Annotated in this window: 17 protein-coding genes and 1 CRISPR repeat array (1 of these 18 only partly in view); of the genes, 5 read left to right on the top strand and 12 right to left on the bottom strand. The window is 43.2% G+C overall.

The window, feature by feature from the left end; genetic code table 11:
• Positions 1-129: direct repeats of the CRISPR family, unit length 28 nt; unit sequence TTTCTAAGCCACCTATGCGGTGGTGAAG; it reaches 4,880 nt to the left of the window's first position.
• A 177-nt stretch (positions 130-306) separates the two neighbouring features.
• The 8 genes from cas6f to ACP7AA_RS01255 form a co-directional block, all read right to left on the bottom strand.
• The gene (gene cas6f, locus ACP7AA_RS01290) at positions 307-921 is read right to left on the bottom strand and encodes a type I-F CRISPR-associated endoribonuclease Cas6/Csy4 (protein ID WP_227514975.1); all 615 of its coding nucleotides are present in this window, start codon (positions 919-921) and stop codon (positions 307-309) included.
• A gap of 3 nt (positions 922-924) precedes the next feature.
• On the bottom strand, positions 925-1,938 hold the full coding sequence (gene csy3, locus ACP7AA_RS01285; protein WP_426222408.1) for a type I-F CRISPR-associated protein Csy3: 1,014 nt from the start codon (positions 1,936-1,938) through the stop codon (positions 925-927).
• Between the two features lie 54 nt (positions 1,939-1,992).
• Positions 1,993-2,943, bottom strand: a complete 951-nt coding sequence (gene csy2 / locus ACP7AA_RS01280; RefSeq protein ID WP_426222407.1) for a type I-F CRISPR-associated protein Csy2 — start codon at positions 2,941-2,943, stop codon at positions 1,993-1,995.
• Positions 2,940-4,319, bottom strand: coding sequence for a type I-F CRISPR-associated protein Csy1 (gene csy1 / locus ACP7AA_RS01275; RefSeq protein WP_426222406.1), 1,380 nt, complete (start codon positions 4,317-4,319; stop codon positions 2,940-2,942). Before csy1 ends, csy2 begins: the two co-directional genes overlap by 4 nt.
• Positions 4,320-4,588: 269 nt before the next feature.
• Entirely contained in the window at positions 4,589-8,092 is a 3,504-nt protein-coding gene (gene cas3f / locus ACP7AA_RS01270; protein WP_068406871.1) for a type I-F CRISPR-associated helicase Cas3f, read from the bottom strand.
• Positions 8,093-8,095: 3 nt separating this feature from the next.
• Positions 8,096-9,088, bottom strand: coding sequence for a type I-F CRISPR-associated endonuclease Cas1f (gene cas1f, locus ACP7AA_RS01265; RefSeq protein ID WP_201594478.1), 993 nt, complete (start codon positions 9,086-9,088; stop codon positions 8,096-8,098).
• 697 nt (positions 9,089-9,785) lie between these two features.
• On the bottom strand, positions 9,786-10,178 hold the full coding sequence (cueR, locus tag ACP7AA_RS01260) for a Cu(I)-responsive transcriptional regulator (protein ID WP_036600606.1): 393 nt from the start codon (positions 10,176-10,178) through the stop codon (positions 9,786-9,788).
• Between the two features lie 65 nt (positions 10,179-10,243).
• Positions 10,244-12,721 (bottom strand): heavy metal translocating P-type ATPase, encoded by a 2,478-nt coding sequence (locus ACP7AA_RS01255; RefSeq protein WP_426222405.1) that lies wholly within the window; start codon positions 12,719-12,721, stop codon positions 10,244-10,246.
• Between the two features lie 151 nt (positions 12,722-12,872).
• Here ACP7AA_RS01255 and ACP7AA_RS01250 point away from each other — a divergent pair, with 151 nt between their 5' ends.
• Positions 12,873-13,067, top strand: a complete 195-nt coding sequence (locus tag ACP7AA_RS01250; protein ID WP_025646094.1) for a heavy-metal-associated domain-containing protein — start codon at positions 12,873-12,875, stop codon at positions 13,065-13,067.
• A gap of 192 nt (positions 13,068-13,259) precedes the next feature.
• Here the strand turns inward: ACP7AA_RS01250 and cadR are convergent, their stop codons facing one another.
• Positions 13,260-13,670 (bottom strand): Cd(II)/Pb(II)-responsive transcriptional regulator, encoded by a 411-nt coding sequence (cadR, locus tag ACP7AA_RS01245; protein ID WP_068406859.1) that lies wholly within the window; start codon positions 13,668-13,670, stop codon positions 13,260-13,262.
• Positions 13,671-13,821: 151 nt separating this feature from the next.
• On the opposite strand from cadR, the gene ACP7AA_RS01240 reads away from it, so the two are divergent.
• Positions 13,822-15,975 (top strand): heavy metal translocating P-type ATPase, encoded by a 2,154-nt coding sequence (locus tag ACP7AA_RS01240; RefSeq protein ID WP_068406856.1) that lies wholly within the window; start codon positions 13,822-13,824, stop codon positions 15,973-15,975.
• A 114-nt stretch (positions 15,976-16,089) separates the two neighbouring features.
• Here the strand turns inward: ACP7AA_RS01240 and ACP7AA_RS01235 are convergent, their stop codons facing one another.
• A complete protein-coding gene (locus tag ACP7AA_RS01235; protein WP_159768146.1) occupies positions 16,090-17,070 on the bottom strand; it encodes a GlxA family transcriptional regulator in 981 nt (326 codons plus the stop codon).
• A 106-nt stretch (positions 17,071-17,176) separates the two neighbouring features.
• On the opposite strand from ACP7AA_RS01235, the gene ACP7AA_RS01230 reads away from it, so the two are divergent.
• The 3 genes from ACP7AA_RS01230 to ACP7AA_RS01220 all read left to right on the top strand — a co-directional run bounded on the left by ACP7AA_RS01230 (position 17,177) and on the right by ACP7AA_RS01220 (position 19,067).
• Positions 17,177-17,725 carry a cysteine hydrolase family protein gene (locus ACP7AA_RS01230; RefSeq protein ID WP_144297046.1) on the top strand — a complete coding sequence of 183 codons (549 nt, stop codon included), beginning with the start codon at positions 17,177-17,179 and terminating at the stop codon, positions 17,723-17,725.
• 64 nt (positions 17,726-17,789) lie between these two features.
• Entirely contained in the window at positions 17,790-18,704 is a 915-nt protein-coding gene (locus ACP7AA_RS01225; protein ID WP_192993341.1) for an MBL fold metallo-hydrolase, read from the top strand.
• Positions 18,705-18,797: 93 nt separating this feature from the next.
• Entirely contained in the window at positions 18,798-19,067 is a 270-nt protein-coding gene (locus tag ACP7AA_RS01220) for a universal stress protein (protein ID WP_144297048.1), read from the top strand.
• A 172-nt stretch (positions 19,068-19,239) separates the two neighbouring features.
• Here the strand turns inward: ACP7AA_RS01220 and arsJ are convergent, their stop codons facing one another.
• Positions 19,240-20,472, bottom strand: a complete 1,233-nt coding sequence (gene arsJ, locus ACP7AA_RS01215; protein WP_426222404.1) for an organoarsenical effux MFS transporter ArsJ — start codon at positions 20,470-20,472, stop codon at positions 19,240-19,242.
• A gap of 2 nt (positions 20,473-20,474) precedes the next feature.
• Positions 20,475-21,485: an ArsJ-associated glyceraldehyde-3-phosphate dehydrogenase gene (locus ACP7AA_RS01210; RefSeq protein ID WP_201625968.1), complete on the bottom strand. Its 1,011-nt coding sequence runs from the start codon at positions 21,483-21,485 to the stop codon at positions 20,475-20,477.
• Between the last annotated feature and the right edge of the window lie 3 nt (positions 21,486-21,488).

The following is a 21,488-nucleotide window of genomic DNA, read 5'->3' as shown; positions in this document are numbered from 1 at the left end:
GTGGTGAAGCAAGATGATTTCTAATACTGAAAACGGTGAAGTTTCTAAGCCACCTATGCGGTGGTGAAGCTAGCGGTCGCTAGTAGCTCTCTGTGCTCCTTTTTCTAAGCCACCTATGCGGTGGTGAAGAGGAATTGTACCTCTAAAAAATCAGTTACGACAAGGCGTAGAAGGCAAAATACCCTATTTTACCCTCCATTTTTTGCCCTATCGTAACTGTTTGATTTCATTGCATGTTTTTAAATAGCTCAAAAAAGGGTTTTTACTCCCAATCTTCGGGTAATTCATCATTACCATTTAATTCGCTTACCAATGTGGCACAGTAACCGTATCACGCATGCCATTCATACCATAACTGTTAAAGCTACCTGCGGTCGCCTCACTACAAGGTTGCTGCAGAACCTTCAATACGTAATTGCTGTTATTGGTTTGGCTGTGCATTTGGATGAAAGGCAATGGCATCTCGGATTTGCGTTTGGCGACTGTTGCCATTGCCTCGTCATAACTAATATTCAACTTATCTGACAAGGTTTGCGCTTGCACGTCTAGAGGTTTAAAGCGGTAACGATGTACGCTGAAATAGCTCGTTACTTTATCCGTCGGCACTTTTTTGATGCCTTTAACATGCACATAGTCAGTCAATCTATCTAACCACTTATCAAGGTTTAAAGTTTCCAAATCCTTTTGGCTAGGTGCAAAGACGCGAATCTTTAGACCAAGCTTGGATGATTTACCCTTCTCATCATAATGATAATCAGGGAAGCTGACACCGATGGACTTGATGCCGTGCTCATTTTTCATCTCCGCTAATGCAATATGCAGTTGGGTAAACAGCTTACTCCAAATAAAGTAGGGCGCAATCTCAGGATCAGGGATGATGGTTATTTCTTGGAAATAGTTCAGGTTGGTTGAGTCAGTCATAGCTTACTCCTTGCCACTGGCACCAAACACGCCGCCACGGATAAGTACACCCATCACGTAATGTTGTTGCTCAATATCTGGTGCATCGCCTTTTAATACCCAATTGTCAAATAGAGTATAAAAGTCCATCTTAGCTTTAGGCTGACGAAACGCCGTACCTAGTGTGGTCACCGCGCCATATGGCTCAACCGCGATAGGGAACTCGGCATCAGGATACCAGTCATCGATAGTACGGATAGCATTACTGACTTTTTGTGAGTGCATGCCTGCTTTACCATTGATTTGGTAGAGTTCTTTAGATTTCGTTTTGCCAGTATCAAGTACTAGTTCTTGCGAAGGATACACTTCTTGACCGTAGCCCATGACGGCAGCAGCTCTAATATATAAAATAATAAAGGCGTCATCGTTTAATCCCTTCTCAATAAGACTGGCAAGTTGCTTGATATCGTCGTTTTTTGTCGCTTCCTCATCGAAGCCACGTAACGAGATCGATTTAGCATCAAAGTCAAAGCTATGCGCATTACCATCAACGGTACAACTAACATTAACTTGAATACTTTCAGCGCCTACGCGGTTACGCCATAACCAGCGTGCATTAGCGATATTAGTAGCGTAGCGGCGTGCCAACTCACTGACGCCTTGGTTTTCTAAATAATTCTGTACAGTCGAAACTAAAGCTTGTTGATAAGCTTGATCGTTACAAACGCTAGGCTTACCTGAAAAGGGTAGTACCTTGCAACTCCAAGTCACTACTAAGGTATCGCAGTCCTCGTCTAACGCGGCAGAATCTACACGTTGTAAGTTAGCTTTTTCGATTTCAGCATCTAGTTTAGCAGGGTCAATTTTTTCAGGGTTTTTTAGACGGTTACTAATAGTACCGCGCACTGATTTTTCTTTAATAGTGACAGGCTGCGCTTTGCTGTCTTTATTTTGACTGTTTTTTTGAGCAAAAAAAGCGTCAGAGATATCAAGGTTACGCTCAAAAGCCAATACGCTAGCAGTTTTTAAATTACTCATAGTAGTGCTCCAGTGGTTTAAAATTTAGGTAAAGAAGTGTGATAAAAAGGGTTATTAAAATTCAGGTTCTTGAGTTACTAGGTACAGATTCTGTTCATTATCATAATGGTAACGCCAAAACGCATTGGCGATATCATATTCGCTATATACTCCGCCTAAGCGCTGTGGATACACCCACTTTCCAAGGCTATAAATGGTTTCGACATACTGGCTAGGGTATTCAGGATTGCGCACATTTTGCATGACGCCCGCATCATAAAGCTCAGAGATACCTTGATAACCTATCGGCATCGGTACTAACCAGCCGCGCCCTGTTTTACGAGAAGTCGCTGCCCATTTCGTATCGCCGTTTTTTTGAATTTCAGGGATATGATGTAACACACAAACCTCTATCAATGCATCGAGCGGTGTAGCGTCTGGATTGTCGGCTTGTACTTCATCAATAATCTCAGCAAACTCCTCTTGCGCGTCGATTAGTACAAAGGCAGGTAATAGATGAGCTGTGATAGCATCGACATCATCATAACTAATAAACTGCACAGGATTGAAACGATCAATTCCCTGCACGCTACCGCCAGCCATGCGTTGTTGCTGAATCCATTGTTTAGTTTTGGTCACCAGGATTTCAGTTTTCGCTTCATCAGGTTTATTACTGCCTAATACTTCAACCGCAAAACTCATGACCAATCGGCATTTACCCTCCTCAATAATAGAAGCGGTTTTGCCATCTTTTTTGATTGGATTTCGCGTTTGATTGAACGTATAGTTGCTATAGCTTTTGTCTCGGTATATCTGTGGATGGCACTCGTGACAAGCGAGCAATACACCGCCTAGAGACAAATCATCTAACTCTTTAAGAGCCGCCAGTCTACGTGACATCGCATGAAAGCTACCCAAAAATCCAGTGATAGCAGGGAAACCATAGGTTAGGGGGCTAGAGATAGCATTAGCACCCTCAATAACTACTTTTTTGAACAGTAAATAACCGATAACTGACTCACTCATAAAAATACTCCTTTACCTGCTCGTTCATACAAGCGCTTCATAGCGTCAATCTCCTGCTCCCATTGGTGGTGCTCAGGATCAGCAATATCAGTACGAATATCTTTAAACTTCTCTTGTAATAAAGTGTTCATCCAACGAGAAAAGCGATGAACAATTTCTTTGTGCCACTCTGTCTGCACGCGACGAGTACTCCATTCCTCTTCGTCAGGCAATTCGGCACGCTTGGGGTCTAACCAAAACTGCTCACACTCATCCAGCTCAGAGTCCTTTGTCCAGCCAGCAGGCAGATCGTTACGCATATAATTGGCAAACTCAAAAATGCTCTTCAAAATTTCATCCATCGCCTCTTTACGTGCATCGCGAATCTCGACATTGTTCTTGGCACTTTTTATCACATAAAAGATATCTTGAATGATAGGATTGATCTTATTAGCTAAAGACTTGGCAAAGATAGTGTTAGCAAACTTAGAAGGCTTAAAAGTGCTATCTGCTAGATTTAATATTGGAGGTAGAGAGGGAAGGAGATAGTTGCGTCCACCCTGCTTGCTCATTAGTAAGCTAACGTTTTGTGGTTTAGTGCCACCGAGCTGAACGGTTGCTAAGTTATTTAAGCTCACATAGGGTTGCTGTTCTAATGTTTTACTAAAGCGGTTATCGCGTGCTGTCTTATTTTCCTCAGAAAATTTAAGATGGTTTATGCGCTGATAGACCTCATGAGTAAGGACAGAAGGATAGAGCGGAACGATATTGATATAATCGAGCTGCTCAAGACTTTCGCCCTGATAATTGTTAGTAACCCATAACGTCTGTTTATTACGCTCATGGGTGGCAGGTTCAGTGATAGGGTTTTGGATTGCAGACTTGAAAGCTTGCTGATAAGTCTTTGCTATTTTTTGGTCACTAGCAAGAGAAGCTATGAAATCTGTATTCTCAGCTAAGATAAGGTCACGAATTTTATTGCCTTCACCTATTTCGAAATCAAAAAAAGCAGCAAGTGGCAGAGCAGCTGCATTGCCGTTAGCATCAATATAGTTGCTATCTATTGAATGCGTACCTACGATGGTTTCCGGTAAATCATTAATTGATTTAAAACTGACATTATCGCCTTTGGCGTCAGGATGCACGCCTTTTGAGATATGAGTGCCAAAATTCAGCTGCTTTGCCATACGAGTTGCTGCGTCAGGAATCCAATTAGCGACGCTATACTTTTCATTAACATCTAATAAAGTCTCTTTTAGCTCTGTAACCTTTTCGTAGTCGCTACTCTCAACGGCTTTAACGAGCTGCTTTTGCTCGGTTTCAGTCTTTTTCTCGTATTGGCTAGCAAGAAACGCTTTGATAGCGCCACTTGCCAGTTTTTGGTTTATATCTGACATTATTAAATCCCTTTTTATCCATGCTATTACAATTAAATACTTATAAATATAAGCTTTCTATTACTATAGAACTAACAAGATAAATAGTAAACATCTTTCTTAGTCTAATTTAAGAGAGTGGTTTAAAACTGATATAATGCAATATCACCACATAGGTGACTTAGAAAATGCTGTTACAGTAAAAAACTTTTTTTACCACCGCATAGGTGGCTTATCGCAAAGCGCGGTTAACACCGTGCTTTTTTATGCCTGTCACACTTAAACTCAGCTTACTCGCGCATAAAGCCAAAAAACTCATGAAACCTCCAGCCTCTATTGTTATTCAGCGTTATTCGATCAAGTGATACAGACGAATAAGTAATAGCAAGCGAGCGCAGGCTTTTATCAGGTTGTTTGCGCTGTATATCTTTAAGCGCTGCTTGAGTCGTTGTCAGTAGCCAAGGTTTAATATAAGGGTGCGTAAATTCAAAATTTAATACTTGCAGCTCTTGATTATGCGGGACTGCGCGAGTTAAGCCTTTCTCAAACACATCCTCGCTGTAATAAGCATCAAAACCTTGTGATGGCGTGTCGGTGCTTTCATCGTCATTGACTATTTTAGGGATCAATAACCAATCGTCTTGCGGCGTGCCTGCTCGAAAGGGCGTTATCTGCTGCAAATGAGTATGGGCACGGTTTGCCGTAGCATCAGCGTGCCAATAAGCATTCACATAATTTAGCTTGCTGCTGTTTAATAGTTCATGCATGACTTGATGTTCAAGCTCACTCAAGGTTTCTGCTTTTTTGTGCTTACGCTCGTCGTTACTTATAGAGCTAATGATTCTTGGTCGAGCGTCGATATGCGCCAATTGCTCTGCAGTAATCAATTCAGCTAAGTCATAACTTTTTGGCTTGATAGTGATAGTCTCAAACCCAGGATGAGTAAAAATAGGCGCTTTTGCGTGACGTTTCTTAAAATAGCGAATGTTGTATTGCAACAATAAGATATTTGGCTCATCAGCAACTCTGTCGGGACGGTGACGCCAAACGCGTCCAGCTAACTGAATGATGGAACGCATAGAGGAGGGTTCTACTATTGACCAGTCATAATCATGGTCACGTCCGACCTCGGCAACAGGTGTGGCAAGTACCATAAATATATGGTTTTTGGTAGGGTCATTAGTAATAACTTGCTCGATTTCGGGATGAGCAAAAATGCTTATTTTTGGGTCGCTACGGTCTAAAACTCTATCCAACTTATTCTCTAATGCGTTGCGTAGTAGTAGAAGCTGCTTGGCGTGATAGCAAGCAACATGAATGACAGTGTCTGTGGGCAGCTGTACATTATCAGGCGTAAAAAGCTGTTGGGCGATACTGGTAATATTATTGACGTTAGCGACACGTATGAGCCCAATACTCACTTTTTGATCTGTCATCTGATGTGTGAGAGCATGATTTTGGTGTAGTTTGATTGCACCATCAACCAGTGTTTGTGCTAGCTTGCTATAAAACTCATGGTCTTGATTTTTGTTATAGCTCATTAAGCTAAGGGGTAGAATCTCTGCTTTGCGGCGTATAGGTTGTTTGGCTAAATAAGTGGCTCGCTGTTTACTAAAAGTGTTATGAGACTCATAAAAACCAGTAGTATCGCCACACTGCGCTGAAGTGATTGATTTCTCATTTTCATCGAACCATGCGCACACTACTTTTGGCACTGGTTTATTTTGGCTTTGATTAAATAGTTTTCGCCCCTCCATATAGGCTTCAAACAATCCTGTTACTAGATCAGGAGTCAAGGTTGCCGATGAGAGAAGCACTCGCGTACCAAAAAGTCCTGCTAGATGCACTAAACGCGTCAGCGCAGGCAAGTCCGCTTGATCAAAGTCATCAGGTTCATCAAGTATCAAGTCACTACTTAATAGTCGAAGCATAGGGGCAATATATTTACCACCGCGTTTACATTCGCTGGCTTGGATAATATGGTCAACAGTGCAGGTCACGATAGGCGCAAAGATTAAGTCGCGGGCTTTAGGACTAGCAATAACGGTATCGAGGTTCAGCGCTTCATAGTCTTGGTAATCAATGTCACTATCGACAAACTCATCTAACAAATCCTCGCTAGATTCACTGCCAAAACTTTTAGACTCATTATCGGGTTTATCATCTTTTTTATACTCACCAATGATATCGGTAAATTCTTCATTTTTATTATCATATGCCATTTCAAACAGTTTTTTGTTGGCGCTACCGCCGACCAGTATGGCTAATTGATCGCCTTCCAACTTTAGGTTTTTTCGAAAACTTAAGCCTGTTTGCAAGGTTAGAATGCGTAAGCCTAACGCAATAGTAAAACGAGCACCCTTTTTAGGATCAGCTAAAGCATACATGATACGAGCATTACCAATAGTTTTACCCGCCCCTGTGGATGCCATATTGACGCCAAAAAACCCATGCTCACGCGTGGCTTCTTGCAAACCATGACTCATTTTAAAAGCTTGGTTTTGCCACTTGAAGCGCTCAATACCAGTGGGTTTAGCTAAGGGATCATGGTTGCGTAGAGTTGGCATTTCGCTAGCAATGATAGGAAGCGCACGACAAAAATGTGCCGTAAAAGCTCCTACACCTAGTAAATGTTCTTCAAGAGATTGTTTGACAGTCGGTGTGTGAGCGCTTCGGTCCGTATTAGCGGCTAGATTTTTAAAGCTACTATCGACTGTTATACAGCGAGAGTCACTTTGTTTAAGGCTAGAGTAGTTATGATCGCCTACCATCAAGCATAGACGCGATAAATGCAGTAAGAATGGGTCGCTGATGGCTTTATCATAATCGATCGCTTGTTGACTTATTTGCATCAACGTCGGGTCATTTAGGGCTTTTTTAGCCCAACGTCTGATATTTTTTTGCCAAGCTGTGCTATTAATGACCAATTGCTCAAATTGCCAAAAGTCTTTTAATTGAGTTTTGGTCATACCCCCATCTTTGCTTGATAGTAAAGATGTTGGATTTCTAACCCAGTAGTCGATAGGATTTAATTTTTCATAAAATTGATTTAACTCAACCTTGATATCTATTAGACCTCTAGAGCTTTTGAGTCGCTCGATTTGTCTTGGAGAATAATAAACCTTATTTATCGGCGGTAAGCGATGATGAGTGACAATCAACCAAGCTACCCATTGAGCGAGTGGTGGCATATCTTGAACATTTACAGCATCATGGTTTGCACTAGCCAACAACTTTTCAATATCGTTATTTTTTAGCCATTCATTAAGCTGTATAAAACGATTAAGCCAAGCTTCATCAGTCTTGCAGTTCTCAATTATTAGCTCAAATAATTTTAGGGATATCCATTCATGTCGATAAGGGTCACCTTGTTTGCTACCTTCCTTGAGCTTTTCTTGAAAACCAATGGTTGATTTGCCAATGTCATGAAGTAGGGCAGATATAGTAGCGATAATTTGAATACTACTGGCATAACTCCATTCATTCTCCCATTCACTGTGCAGTATATTTCTTTTGGTACGGTTCACAGGCACCACCCCAACCTCATTAAACTGACGTTTATTGCCCACCACCCATACTAATTCTGTCAGCTGGCGGGTCTTATTACGATGACAGCTGACCGCCGTCGATTTGGTGGCTGATTTACGCAGTAGCTGTTTAACCGTTGTAAGTCCATCCTCAGTAATAGCCGTCTGCCAAACGTTATCACCAATGCGGTTAGCAAAGGAGTCTAAGATACGCCGTGTGCGCTTAAGTGATTTTTTCTCGCATTGGGAGACAAAGGTAACAATCATTTTCTACACCTTCCACTTAGTCATCGCCAACTGTTTAACCACCTCAAACTGATAATCCAGCGCTTTGTGCTTGGTAAACATATTAATGCACTCTTGGCGAAACTCTTGCTCGCTCATATTTTCACTAGCACAGATAAAGGCGAGGGGTAGCACTAAAGCATCTTTGATGATATCGGCAATATCGAACACCAAGGCACCGCGTCGCGTCTTACCATGCATCACCGCGAAACCATGCGGAATGCCGAGTGTCCATGCTGTAGTGGCACCGAGTCCATAAGCCAGATAGTTGCCATGATTTAAGAAACCATTGGCTTTATCAATACCTTCATGCTCACGAGTAAAGCCATCATAACCAGTATTTTTGGCGGCTAATTTATACAGCTGTTTGGTCAGGCGAGCTTCCAATTGTAATAAATGCATGACCTCGGTCTGCTTATCGATTTGCTGGATATTATCATTAAGCAATATTTCTACCGCATCGATATTGCTATCAAAACCCCAGCGTTTAAAATCACTGTCTTTATTCCATACCGCTTGCAGATAAGCAATGCGGGCTATTTGCAACTGTTTGGCAGCGGCAAGACGTTTATCATCGTCCCACCACCAGCTCATCCAGCTTTGAACATATTCTGTTGGTCGATACTCGCTTTGCGGAGTCATCCATTCGACATAGACTTCACGCTCGCTGCCCATAAATAATGGCATGCCACCACCACCACAAAAGCCCACTAATACACCCGCTTGAGAAAGCAGGCGCATCGCTGCTTGGGTAATAGATGTGCCAGTACCAAGCAATAGTGAGGTAGTGTTAGCAATCGGAATGTTATAGTAGAGGTTCGCTTTATCATCTTCGGTAAGATACAACACACGCCCGTCTTTTTGCATGACTCGACAATGCGATAGATAATAGATATTGGCACGTTTAGAGTGCAAAATGGTTTTAAGGTCTGAAGAGGCAAAGCTATTATCAGTATAAGGGTTGCTAGGTTTGCTCATTATATTTCCATTTCGCGGCAAAAAGCCATATCATATGTATGGGTTTAATATAGTTAAGATAGTACTATTAAACAATAGTCAGTCAGAGATAGCACGACACTTAGTGTCGTTTATATTATGAGTGTTTACTAAGATTGGATTTTAGAATAGAGATACTACAAATTTAAAAGACTATAAATTAACTGAGTTTATGAAATAGAGAAATGATTAATGAAAATTCTCACACTTGCAGACCTTAGAAAGAGGTCCCTCCATGATCAACGTAATAGTACTGCGTTATTCACGCCCATCAAGGATCCGTGGATTTAAATGCTTAAGTCGGTCTATTTTTTCAACCAAAATCACATCGTTTGCATTAGCATTTTCGATCAGCTGCATCAGCTGCATCAGCTTTGGAAGTACTAGCTTTGCTCCTGATTTATTCTAGACATAAACGCAGCAATTTTATGATCATTAGCAAGATGTATAAGCTCATTTTTGGCACGCTTAGCGTCTTGTTCTTTGGTAGACGCTCGTAGATACGCTCTGATAAACATAAACATCTATAATAGTCTGTTATAAGTGATTCCATTATAGCAGTCTGTTTTAAGTGGTTTGTTAATAGGTTTGAAGGGTCAAATAGCTGGTTCCCTTGGGGTATACGTTTTTCAGACTGATATATAGATAAGGAAATAGATAAGATCAAATGCAATTTATTTTATTCACCCTGTTCAAGATCTTCTAATATGGCGCACTCTGCGTTTTCATCACCTGAGCAATGATCAGCAGAAATCTGTAATAAGCTCACCATATCTTGCAATTGAGCTATTTTTTGTTTCAAAGTTGCGATATGTTGCAGTGTCAATTGTTTAACATCAGCACTCTGCCGATCTGTATTTTTCCACAAATTAAGCAATTCTTTCATCTGTTTGGAGGAAAAACCTAAATCACGAGCCTGTCTTAAAAAGCATAAGTTTTTTATATCTTGATTAGAGTAGATTCGATAACCTGAATTCGAGCGTTTGGCGGTATCAAGCAAACCGATTTGTTCATAATAGCGAATCATTTTGGGAGAGATTCCTGATCGCTCTGACGCTTGACCGATATTCATAACTTTCCTCCTGATATAAAAAGGGTTAAAGCCAAACGGCTACTTTAACCCTATCTTAATATAATCTATGCTTTAATCGCTGGCACCTGAAAGTACTTTAAACGTAAGGCATTACCTAGCACAAAAACAGAGGATAGCGCCATTGCTCCTGCGGCAAAAATGGGTGACAGCAAAATACCAAATGCTGGATATAAAACCCCTGCGGCAATTGGAATCAGGGCAATGTTATAGAAAAATGCCCAAAATAGATTCTGTCGAATATTTTTGATAGTCGCTTTACTTAAAGCAATCGCATTAGGGACGCCTTGTAGACTACCTGACATCAACACCACGTCTGCTGCTTCAATTGCCACATCTGTCCCTGTCCCAATTGCCAGACCGACATCCGCTTGAGCAAGAGCAGGGGCATCATTAATCCCATCACCAACAAAAGCCACTCGTCCATACTGTTGTTGCAGCTGACGTAGTGCATCTACTTTTCCATCAGGCAACACTTCTGCGACCACTTGATCAATATGTAATTTTGCTGCAATTGCTTGGGCGGTATGCCGATTGTCGCCTGTAATCATTGCCACTTTTAAGCCCAGTTGATGTAAACCTGCAATAGCAGTATAAGTGGTATCTTTAATAGGGTCTGCAACGGCAATAATGGCTGCTAGCTTTTGGTCAATCGCGACATAAAGTGGGGTTTTACCTTCTTGTCCTAAGCGTGCAGCCTCATTTTCAAAAGGTGTAACATCAAGCTCTAATTGCTTCATATAACGATCAGCACCAATATGAATGGTTTGACCTGTCACTTCCGCTTTAATCCCTAGTCCGGTCACAGAGTCAAAGGCGGTAATCGGTAATAAGCTGATATTTTGTTGTTCTGCGGCTTGAACAATGGCTACGGCAATGGGATGTTCAGACTTTGCTTCAACCGATGCCACAATACGCAAGACTTGCTCATGTTGAAACCCTTGTTGGACATGAAAATCCGTTAAGGTTGGTTTACCTTCGGTCAAGGTGCCGGTTTTATCGACCGCAATGACTTTAACTTCCTGTAAAGCTTGTAACGCTTCACCTTTACGGAATAAGACGCCCATTTCTGCACCGCGACCTGTACCAACCATAATGGAGGTAGGGGTTGCCAATCCCATTGCACAGGGACAAGCAATGATTAAGACAGCAACGGCATTAACGAGACTAAACGTCAAAGCAGGCTCAGGACCAAGAACAAACCACACAGCAAAAGTCAGAGCTGCTAAGAACATGACCATGGGAACAAACCACATAGTGACTTTATCAACCAATGCCTGAATCGGTAATTTAGATCCTTGAGCCTGTTCAACCATGCGAATGATTTGCGCCAATACCGAAGAGTCGCCAATGGCCGTTGCCCGAAAATTCAAAGTTCCATTCTGATTGATCGTCCCTCCTACCACTTGATCATCCACTTGTTTTTTAACAGGAACGGGTTCACCCGTAATCATGGATTCATCAATATAGCTTTGACCTTCAACCACTTCACCATCAACAGGAACACGCTCACCGGGACGAATCTCAACGATCGTTTCTGTGGTTACTTCTGCAATCGGTACTTCATTCACTTGCCCATTATGGTGAACACGCGCTGTTTTTGCCTGCATACCCACTAGATGTTGAATGGCTTGAGAGGTACGTCCTTTGGCTTTTGCCTCAAAATAACGCCCTAATAAAATTAAGCTCACAATCACAGCGGCCGCTTCATAATACACATTCACGGTGCCCTCGGGTAGAACTTGTGGAATAAATGTTGCAATGAGAGAAAAGCTATAAGCCGCCAGTGTTCCAACCGCCACCAATGAGTTCATATCTGGGGCAAAACGCCATAATGCCGGAATACCTTTTTGATAAAAACGTCGCCCTGGAAAGATAAGAACCAGCGTCGTCAAAACAAATTGAATCAACCAGCTTTGTTGCGTGCCGATATTGTCCATGACCCACATATGAAAAGCTGGAATCATATGTGATCCCATTTCTAGAATAAAAACAGGCATGGCTAAAATTAAAGAGATCATTAAATCTCGTTTCAGCTGTTGCTGTTCCGTGGCTTTTTTATCCTGTTGAACACTCACACTTTGCTCAATCTGCTTAGCTGTGTATCCCGCTTTTTTAACGGCTTGAATCAAATCGCTGCTCTGTACTTGAGCGTTGCCTTGTACCCATGCGCGTTCAGTAGCAAGGTTGACGTTTGCTTGTTGTACGCCCTCAACTTTTTTTAATGCTTTTTCTACCCGTCCAACACAGGAAGCACAAGTCATACCTTCTATCGACAGCTCAATCGGCTGAGATGCCAAGATCTTATAACCGGCTCGTTCTACGGCTTTGGTTACTGCGATAAGGTCTAAAGGTTGAGATGAGGAAATCATGGCTTTTTCAGTCGCAAGATTCACCTCAGCATTTTCAACACCTTCAACTTTTTTTAATGCTTTTTCTACTCGTCCCACACATGAAGCACAAGTCATACCCTCAATGGGCAATGTCTCACTATAAAGATAAGACTTACTATTTTCTGAATTCATAACAGCCTCTATCATGTTCAATCTATTATCAACAGCATATAGGTTGACATCATGGTAAGGTCAAGTATATTTTTTCAAAAATGTGTTTGACCTTACCATGATGACAAGGCTTAAGCTTAGTGATGAAATAAAACTTATTTGGAGAAAGGGTATGAAACTATTGATTGCAAATATGAACTGTGGCGGTTGTGCCCGTGGTGTGACAGCAGCTATTCAGAATATCGACTCAAAGGCCAAGGTTAAGATTGATTTAGCAGCCAAAGTGGTCAGTATCGAAACCATCGCCAGTATTGAGCAGATGACAGCTGCTTTAGCAAAAGGCGGTTTCCCTGCACAAGCGCAATGAATCAGCCTTATAAACGCGCAGCCTATCTGTTTGACAGAAAGGACGATGGGCTGAATCACATCTGAAAATATTGACCAGTTGAAAAAAATCTGACATGGGCAACTGCATCTTAGTGATGCGTTTGCCCCGCGCCTTTGGTTATAGGTCTACTTTTAATGATAAAAAGTGGACAGTGTTATCAAAATGAATACTTTATCTATGACACGAGTTATCGGCAAGCGCATGCAATATTCCGCAGGATTCAGCTAGCGCTTCACTTGCGCATTTTTGCCGCAACGCTAGTAGATGTTGCTTTAATTGTATCAGCTCTTCCATACGTGTCTCTACCGCATCGATATGCTCATCCAATAGCACATTGACCTCACCGCAGTTTTCATCAGGTTTATCTCTATATTGAAGCAGGGTTCGTACTTCATCCAAAGTCATATCGAGCGTACGGCAGTGCAGGATAAATTGTAGACGCTCAAAATGCGCTTCATTATACAAACGATAGTTGCCTTGGCTACGCGCAGGTTTTGGTAATAACCTCTCTTTCTCATAATAGCGAATGGTTTCGACCGTCGCACCGGTGCGCGTGGCAAGCTCACCAATTTTGATTAGCATGTGTATCTCCTTAAATAGTATTTTCTATTATCTAAACAATAAAGTAACTATAAGGTTTGCTGATAAAAAATCAAACCTCTTTATCGTTAAAAGTCTTGACCCTAAAGTTACTATAGGGTTCATACTGCCTTTAACAAGAGGAGAAGTGATTATGCAATATCATATTGAAGGTATGGACTGTGCCAGTTGTGTTGGTAAAATCGAGCGGGCGTTAATGCGAATACCTGGTGTCTCTGAGGTTCAGTTAAACTTTGCGACTCAAAAGCTAGAGCTAACCTTGGCGCCTGATACGAATACTGGCGTTAAAGATATCGAGAAAACCATTAAAAGCCTAGGGTTTGGTGTGTCAGCGTTAACGGGTCAACAAAATGAGAGGGGCAATGATGGTAATCAATCAGCGGTGGACAATCAGCGCTGGTGGCAAACCATAAAAGGCAAACAGGTCATTGGTACGGGGCTTTTGATGGGTGCCGCATATGTATTGTCTTTAATTTTCCCTGAATATGGCGCATGGGCTTTTATTGCCGCTGTGGCTATCGGTGTCCTACCATTTGCTCGCAAAGCTTCTGCACTGGCGTTAGCAGGATCGCCTTTTTCAATTGAAATGCTCATGTCTGTTGCGGCTATTGGCGCGCTTATCATAGGTGAAGCTGAAGAAGCGGCTGCCGTGGTCTTTTTATTCTCGGTTGGGGAGCTATTAGAGAGTGTCGCAGCTAATCGTGCGCGCGCAGGAATCAGAGCATTATCGTCGCTTGTGCCAAAGACAGCTATTTTACTGGACGCGCAAGGACAACAACGTCAGGTGGCAGCGACTTCACTACAAGTGAATGATAAGGTGCTTGTGCGTCCTGGTGATAGAGTCTCTGCTGATGGCGTGATTGTTCAAGGTACGTCTAGCCTTGATGAGTCACCTGTGACGGGAGAATCTGTTCCTGTTGCCAAAACCATAGGCGATGAGGTCTTTGCTGGATCTATCAACGTTGATGGGGTACTACAAATACGCGTAGAAAAAACAGCGGCAGATAATACAATTGCTCGTATTATTGAGCTTGTGGAGCGGGCACAAGCGTCCAAAGCACCGACTGCACGCTTTATTGAAGCCTTTAGCCGCTACTATACGCCTATCGTTATGGCGATTGCGGCTTTAGTGATTATTATCCCACCTCTACTGATGGGAGCAGAATGGGGAGTATGGCTATACCGTGGTTTAGCGCTATTACTGATCGCCTGTCCTTGTGCTCTTGTGCTGTCAACACCTGCCGCTATTGCCTCAGGTTTGGCTGTCGGCACGCGCCATGGACTGCTTATCAAAGGAGGTAATGTCATGGAGTTGGTGGGTCAGGTCAACACTGTCGCTTTTGATAAAACGGGTACTTTGACCGAGGGCAAACCTCGAGTAACCGATATCATTGATTTTAAAACAGTACATGGCGATGCTGAGGGTCGCGATAAACTACTGTCACTGTTTGCAAGTGTCGATGCTACCTCCAGTCATCCGCTTGCTATCGCTATTGTGGATCATGCCAAAGCCGCTAAGGTAGTCATACCTGGATCCTCCAACGCCTTTGCGACCGCAGGTAAAGCGGTTCATGCAACGGTTGCTGGACGCTCTTTGGCCATCGGCTCACCAGTCTACGTCGCTGAGAAAGTGATGTTGCCAGCTGAGCAGCAGATTCAAATTGAGATGCTACAAAATGATGGTAAAACGGTTTCTATTTTGTTTGATGAGCAAACGAGGGAGGCGCTCGGTTTGGTCGCTCTACGTGATGAGTTACGAGAGGATGCAAAGCAGGCCATTGCCCAGCTTAACAAGATGAACGTGCGCTCCGTCATGCTCACAGGTGACAACAGTCGTACGGCAAAAGCGCTTGCCAGTCAGTTAGATATAGAGTGGAAAGCTGAGCTGTTACCTGAAGACAAGCTACGTCTACTCAGTGAGATGCAAAGCAATAGTAAAATAGCGATGATTGGTGATGGTATCAATGATGCACCCGCTTTGGCAGCGGCAGACATTGGCATTGCGATGGGCAGTGGCACGGATGTGGCTATCGAAACGGCTGATATTGCCCTATTAAAAAGCCGCGTGATAGACGTTGCTAACCTTATTGCCTTATCCCGCGCCACCATGAGAAATATCCATCAAAATGTCATATTTGCACTTGGGTTAAAGGGCATATTTCTGATAACCACTGTGCTCGGCGTGACAGGGCTTTGGATTGCTGTGCTAGCGGATACTGGTGCTACAGTACTGGTGACGCTGAATGCATTGCGTTTACTGCGTTTTAAAACAAGATCTTCCGATTAATTATCATTAAAGGATAAGGCGGTCGCAACTACATTGGGACCGTTTTATTAAACCTATCTCCTGCCTACAAGCAGTCAATGCACCTACCTTTAATCCAGAAATCGCCTAAACCTATCACTCTTCATCCAGAGTAAATCTGCGCCGATATTCGCTAGGGGTCAAACCAACAATGCGCTTAAATATTTTACGAAATGCACTAACATCACTATAACCCACCTTCCACGCTATTTGCTCAACAGGCATTAAAGAGAACTGTAGAAAGTCTTTTGCACTACCAATGCGTAATCGCTGACAGTATTCTGTTGATGTCATGCCCGTCGCCTTATGGAAACGGCGCAGAAAAGTGCGCTCCTCTAACTGCGCACAACTGGCTAGGGTGGATAAATCAATAACCCGTGCTTCTGTTTTTTGTAGCCAATGCTGCACCTTTAGTATGGCGGCATCACCATGAGTGAGGTTGGGAGAAAACGCACTGTAATAGCATTGTTCACGCCTTGAGGGGTCAATTAACAATGCACGAGCGGCCTCATTCATGACCTGTGAGCCAAGAAAGCGGTCAACCATCCTAAGCCCCAAGTCCGTCCAAGCCATCGCGCCACCAGCGGTCACAATATCACCGTCTTCGATAATAATGCGATCGACATCCAGATCGACATCAGGGAAGCGCTGTTCAAACTCTTCTACATAACCCCAATGCGTCGTTGCTTTGCGTTTGGATAGGAGTCCCGTCTCGCCCAGTAAAAAAGCACCGGCGCAGACGGATGACAGTATCACACCTGTGGAATGCTGATCTCTTAGCCATTCCAGCCATGGTGCCGCTGCTTGCTTTGCAATTGGCGTCTCTAACGTGGGTGGAATGATGATAGCTGCTAACCTTCCTGAGCCATCAGGATTGCTCGAAAAATTGCAGGTAGGACGCAGATTAGAACCCTTAATTTCCCAGTGACTGACCTGTAAAGGCAGATCCGTTGTATCTTGATGTTTGGCAGCGATTTTACTGGCCACCATCAGTAAGTCAGTCAGCCCAAGGATGGCCGCCATTTGTGCTTTCTCATAGACAATCAAGCCTATTTCAATAGCATGTTTTTGATTCATATGTCGTTATTAACCTCTTATGTGTCGATGTAGCCACTCGTTAGTGTAGCACAGAGCTTGTAAAATAGACGCCTATACAGTCACTTTGATAAAAAAAGGAATCATCATGAGCACAAAAGCACTGATCGTTGTCGATATTCAAAATGAGTATTTTCCGCAAGGTAAATTATCACTCGTTGGTATTAATGAAGCCGCTGATAATGCAGCTTTGGTGATTGAGTCTGCTAGAGAAAAAGGCCATACCGTCATTCATGTTCGTCATGAAATGCCTTCTGCTGACGCACCAATCTTTACGCCTGGTACTGATGGTGTAGAAATCAATGAGAAAGTAAAGCCTATAGAAGGTGAAGCCGTTGTTGTGAAGCATTACCCCAATTCGTTTCGTGAGACCTCTCTTAAAGATCTGCTTGATAAAGAAGACATCAAAGACGTTACCGTGATTGGCGCCATGAGCCACATGTGTATTGATGCAACCGTTCGTGCTGCGGTTGACTTTGGCTATACAACGACCACCATCCATGATGCCTGTGCCACGCTTGATCTTGAATTTAATGGCACGACCGTACCCGCAGCTCATGCTCATGCCACCATTATGGCAGCGATTGAGTTTCTATATGGCGAAGTGATTGACACCCAAACTTGGATTGCGCGTTAGTTATAAGTTTTTAAGCAAACCATTATTAACTCATAATATAGACTCATCAATAAGGCATCAAATTATGAAAATATCGAAATCTCTGACCGGCACCACACTATTAAGTGGTGTCATGTTGTTAACCGCATGTACCACCTTTGCCAGTCCAGCGTCCAATTCTAACGCGGTAAAACAGACGGCGACCAATACCGTTCAATTTCAGCAAATCCGTAATGCCACGATTAAGCTTGATTATGACGGTACCACGTTTTTAGTGGATCCTATGCTCGCGGCTAAAAACGCTTATCCAGGGTTTGCAGATACGTTAAATAGCCAAATACGCTATCCAATGGTAGATTTGCCGGTATCTGTTGCAGAGGTGCTAAAGGCTGACGCCATTATTTTAACCCATCTACATGCGGATCATTGGGACGATGCTGCACGCAACCTGGTCCCTCGTAATATGCCAATTTTTACCCAAAATGAAGCCGATGCGGCAATCGTGCGTAAAGATGGCTTTACCGATGTCAGAGTGTTGACAGAGCAAGGGGTGGTGTTTAAAGGCACTAGAATCAATAAAACCATCGGACAGCATGGCACTGATGAGATGTACAAAGTTCCAGCGCTTGCTCAGGCACTTGGTAAAACGATGGGTATTGTGTTCCAAAAGCCAAACTACAAGACCGTCTATGTAGTAGGGGATACCATTTGGAATAAAGACGTAGAGAATGCGCTGACTCGCTACAAGCCTGATGCGGTCATCCTTAATACAGGCTATGCAAAGCTGTCTACCTTTGTCGATGACTCTATTATTATGGGTAAAGACGATGTATACCGTGCGTATCAATTCTCACCTAATGCTCAGATAATTAATGTGCACATGGATACGGTCAATCATGGCGCACTGTCGAAGGCAGAGCTGCGCCGTTTTATCGAAGAAAAACACTTAGACAAACAGCGTGCGCTTGTTCCTAATGATGGTCAAACCTATAAATTCTAGTTCTTTAGAAGTCAATTTTTAGAAGCTTCCCTGTGTGGCAATGCTCAAAGTGTGTTGCCACATATAATAAACACTGCATAACTGAGACAGTTTATGAATATGCCAGGTAATGAGGATGCGACCTCCAAAAAAAGCCTATCACTAGCAACTGAGCAGCTAACAGCAGCAGGCTTTACAGTAGACGCACATCATGTGTCTGCCTCCGATGCTGTTGATGGATTATTGGCTTTTCAAAAGCAAAATGCGGTCGATATTATTGTCATTGGCGCTTACGGACATTCTAAATTCCAACAGTTATTTGTTGGCAGTACTACGACAAAAATCATTGCTAAGACGCTATCACCAGTAATTTTGGTTCGCTAACTTCTTAGTGTAGCCAATTCATTAGAAAACGAATACAGTAGGGCTAGGATAAAAACTTTACCACTGCTGCATATACCAGCGCAGCAAGTGGCAAGAGTTTTATCCCAGCTCTATATCATCATAAGTGTGTTTTGATTTTAAATAGACAACAGATTCATTGATAAAAATATAATTAGTATACCGCCGCTTTGTACGTATTAGGCAGTTTTAGTGATAGTAACGCGGCGATTGCCACAAACGCACTCGATATCCAAAGACACGCCTCTAAACCAAATTCTTGGTAGACCCAACCTGACAGCACCGTACCAATCAATCTGCCCATCGCGTTTGCCATATAGTAAAACCCCACATCCAATGACACGCCATCACTATCAGCATAGCTGACGATCAGATAGCTGTGTAACGAGGAATTGACGGCGAAAACCACGCCAAATATCAGCAAGCCAAGAATAACCGATGCTTGAATATAAAAATCAAAATATAAAGCCAGCGCGATCGCCGCAGGAATAAACGTCAGATAGCTTGCCCACAAAAAGGCTGCACGACCCGTTGGCAACACGCCTTTTTTCTTGCCCGTAAAGTAAGGCGCAACCGACTGGACAATGCCATAACCGATGACCCAGCTTGCCATAAAACTGCCAACCCACCAGTGACTCAAGTCAAAAGTCGCTGCCAAAAACACAGGGAGGGCCACCACAAACCAAACGTCTCTTGCCCCAAACAAAAACATGCGGGCAGCGGAGAGGATATTGATAGCAGGGCTTTTAGAAAAAATGTCTTTAAATTTAGGTTTGTTGGTGGCTTTGCCGATGTCTTCTTTTAAGACTATTAAACTAAACACCCAGACGATGGCCAAAAGTGATGCCATCAGTATCATAGCGCCTTTAAACCCAATCAAGGTCAGTAGCAAACCACCGATAAAAAAACCCACGCCTTTTAGCGCGTTTTTAGATCCTGTGAGTAATGCCACCCATTGATAAAGCTTACTCTCAGCATCTTTTGGCACTAATAATTTGATGGCGCTTTTGGCACTCATTTTATTCAAGTCTTTGGCGATACCTGAGAGCGCTTGGGCGATCATCACATAAACCACAGTCAGCATATCCGCAGGCACAGCAAGCATGGCAAGGGCGACGATCTGTATGGCCAACCCAATATTCATGGTTTTGTTGAGCCCAAGACTGGTGCCAAGCCAACCACCAACCAGATTGGTGATAACCCCAAAAATCTCATAAAACAAAAATAGCATCGCTATGCTTAACGGACTATAGCCTAACTGATAAAAATGCAGCACAACGAGCATTCGCAATGCGCCATCCGTTAAGGTAAATGCCCAATAGTTGCCAGTGATGACTAAGTATTGCTTCACTTGCGACGATAAATCCGTAACGGATAGCAGTCCCATGATTAACCCTTATCTGCTAGACCAACCATTTGGACCAATTCAGCCGTTCTATTGGCGTAACCCCACTCATTGTCGTACCAAACGTAGAGTTTTACTTGGGTGTCATTGATGACCATCGTCGATAGCGCATCGACGATACTTGAACGAGGATCGGTTTTGTAATCAATCGATACCAGTGGACGGGTCTCAAAGCCCAATATGTCTCTTAGCTCATTTTCAGATGCTTGTTTGAGTAGTTCATTGACTTCCTCAACCGTGGTGCCACGCGCCACTTCAAACACACAGTCGGTCAGCGAGGCGTTGGCTAAAGGCACACGGATGGCATGACCGTTTAGCTTGCCTTTTAGCTCAGGAAAAATATGCGTGATGGCGGTTGCAGAACCCGTTGTAGTCGGGATAAGGCTCATACCGCAAGCACGTGCCCGGCGTAAGTCTTTATGCGGTGCATCTAGTATCGTTTGGGTATTGGTGATGTCATGAATGGTGGTCATCGAGCCATGCTTGATGCCGATTTTTTCGTGTATCACTTTAACCACAGGCGCTAGGCAGTTGGTGGTACAAGAGGCCGCAGTCACAATGGGATAGATGTCTTTATCATATAAATGCTCGTTTACACCCATAACGATATTTAACACGCCTTCTTCTTTGACGGGGGCTGTGACAACGACGCGTTTGACCCCTTGGTCTAAATACGCTTGTAGTAAAGCCTTGGTTTTTATCTTTCCTGAGGCTTCGATGACCACATCGCATAGTGACCAGTCGGTGTCTTCGGTCGCTTTGTTTTGCGTACAAGGAATGGCTTTGCCATTGATAATCATGGACGTGCCTTCGTGGGTAGCGTCGTGATGCCAGCGACCATGCACAGAATCAAACGTCATCAAATGCGCAAGGGTCTTAGCGTCGCCCGCCGGATCATTGATGTGGACGATCTCAATGTCATCCCAGTCAAATGCCGCGCGCATGGTCAAGCGTCCCATACGTCCAAAACCATTGATACCTACTTTGATTGTCATAAA

The sequence above is a fragment of the Psychrobacter sp. DWR1-2-3 genome (assembly GCF_049896465.1).
GTDB classification, from domain to species: domain Bacteria; phylum Pseudomonadota; class Gammaproteobacteria; order Pseudomonadales; family Moraxellaceae; genus Psychrobacter; species Psychrobacter maritimus.
The sequence above is the reverse complement of the archived record's forward strand: the minus strand, read 5'-3'. Positions and strand labels throughout refer to the sequence as shown.

What these genes read in the sequence shown, in the direction of transcription:
- cas6f (WP_227514975.1), bottom strand. Translation starts at nt 921, where the DNA reads ATGACTGACTCAACCAACCTGAACTATTTCCAAGAAATAACCATCATC.
- csy3 (WP_426222408.1), bottom strand. Translation starts at nt 1,938, where the DNA reads ATGAGTAATTTAAAAACTGCTAGCGTATTGGCTTTTGAGCGTAACCTT.
- csy2 (WP_426222407.1), bottom strand. Translation starts at nt 2,943, where the DNA reads ATGAGTGAGTCAGTTATCGGTTATTTACTGTTCAAAAAAGTAGTTATT.
- csy1 (WP_426222406.1), bottom strand. Translation starts at nt 4,319, where the DNA reads ATGTCAGATATAAACCAAAAACTGGCAAGTGGCGCTATCAAAGCGTTT.
- cas3f (WP_068406871.1), bottom strand. Translation starts at nt 8,092, where the DNA reads ATGATTGTTACCTTTGTCTCCCAATGCGAGAAAAAATCACTTAAGCGC.
- cas1f (WP_201594478.1), bottom strand. Translation starts at nt 9,088, where the DNA reads ATGAGCAAACCTAGCAACCCTTATACTGATAATAGCTTTGCCTCTTCA.
- cueR (WP_036600606.1), bottom strand. Translation starts at nt 10,178, where the DNA reads ATGAATATCGGTCAAGCGTCAGAGCGATCAGGAATCTCTCCCAAAATG.
- ACP7AA_RS01255 (WP_426222405.1), bottom strand. Translation starts at nt 12,721, where the DNA reads ATGAATTCAGAAAATAGTAAGTCTTATCTTTATAGTGAGACATTGCCC.
- ACP7AA_RS01250 (WP_025646094.1), top strand. Translation starts at nt 12,873, where the DNA reads ATGAAACTATTGATTGCAAATATGAACTGTGGCGGTTGTGCCCGTGGT.
- cadR (WP_068406859.1), bottom strand. Translation starts at nt 13,670, where the DNA reads ATGCTAATCAAAATTGGTGAGCTTGCCACGCGCACCGGTGCGACGGTC.
- ACP7AA_RS01240 (WP_068406856.1), top strand. Translation starts at nt 13,822, where the DNA reads ATGCAATATCATATTGAAGGTATGGACTGTGCCAGTTGTGTTGGTAAA.
- ACP7AA_RS01235 (WP_159768146.1), bottom strand. Translation starts at nt 17,070, where the DNA reads ATGAATCAAAAACATGCTATTGAAATAGGCTTGATTGTCTATGAGAAA.
- ACP7AA_RS01230 (WP_144297046.1), top strand. Translation starts at nt 17,177, where the DNA reads ATGAGCACAAAAGCACTGATCGTTGTCGATATTCAAAATGAGTATTTT.
- ACP7AA_RS01225 (WP_192993341.1), top strand. Translation starts at nt 17,790, where the DNA reads ATGAAAATATCGAAATCTCTGACCGGCACCACACTATTAAGTGGTGTC.
- ACP7AA_RS01220 (WP_144297048.1), top strand. Translation starts at nt 18,798, where the DNA reads ATGAATATGCCAGGTAATGAGGATGCGACCTCCAAAAAAAGCCTATCA.
- arsJ (WP_426222404.1), bottom strand. Translation starts at nt 20,472, where the DNA reads ATGGGACTGCTATCCGTTACGGATTTATCGTCGCAAGTGAAGCAATAC.
- ACP7AA_RS01210 (WP_201625968.1), bottom strand. Translation starts at nt 21,485, where the DNA reads ATGACAATCAAAGTAGGTATCAATGGTTTTGGACGTATGGGACGCTTG.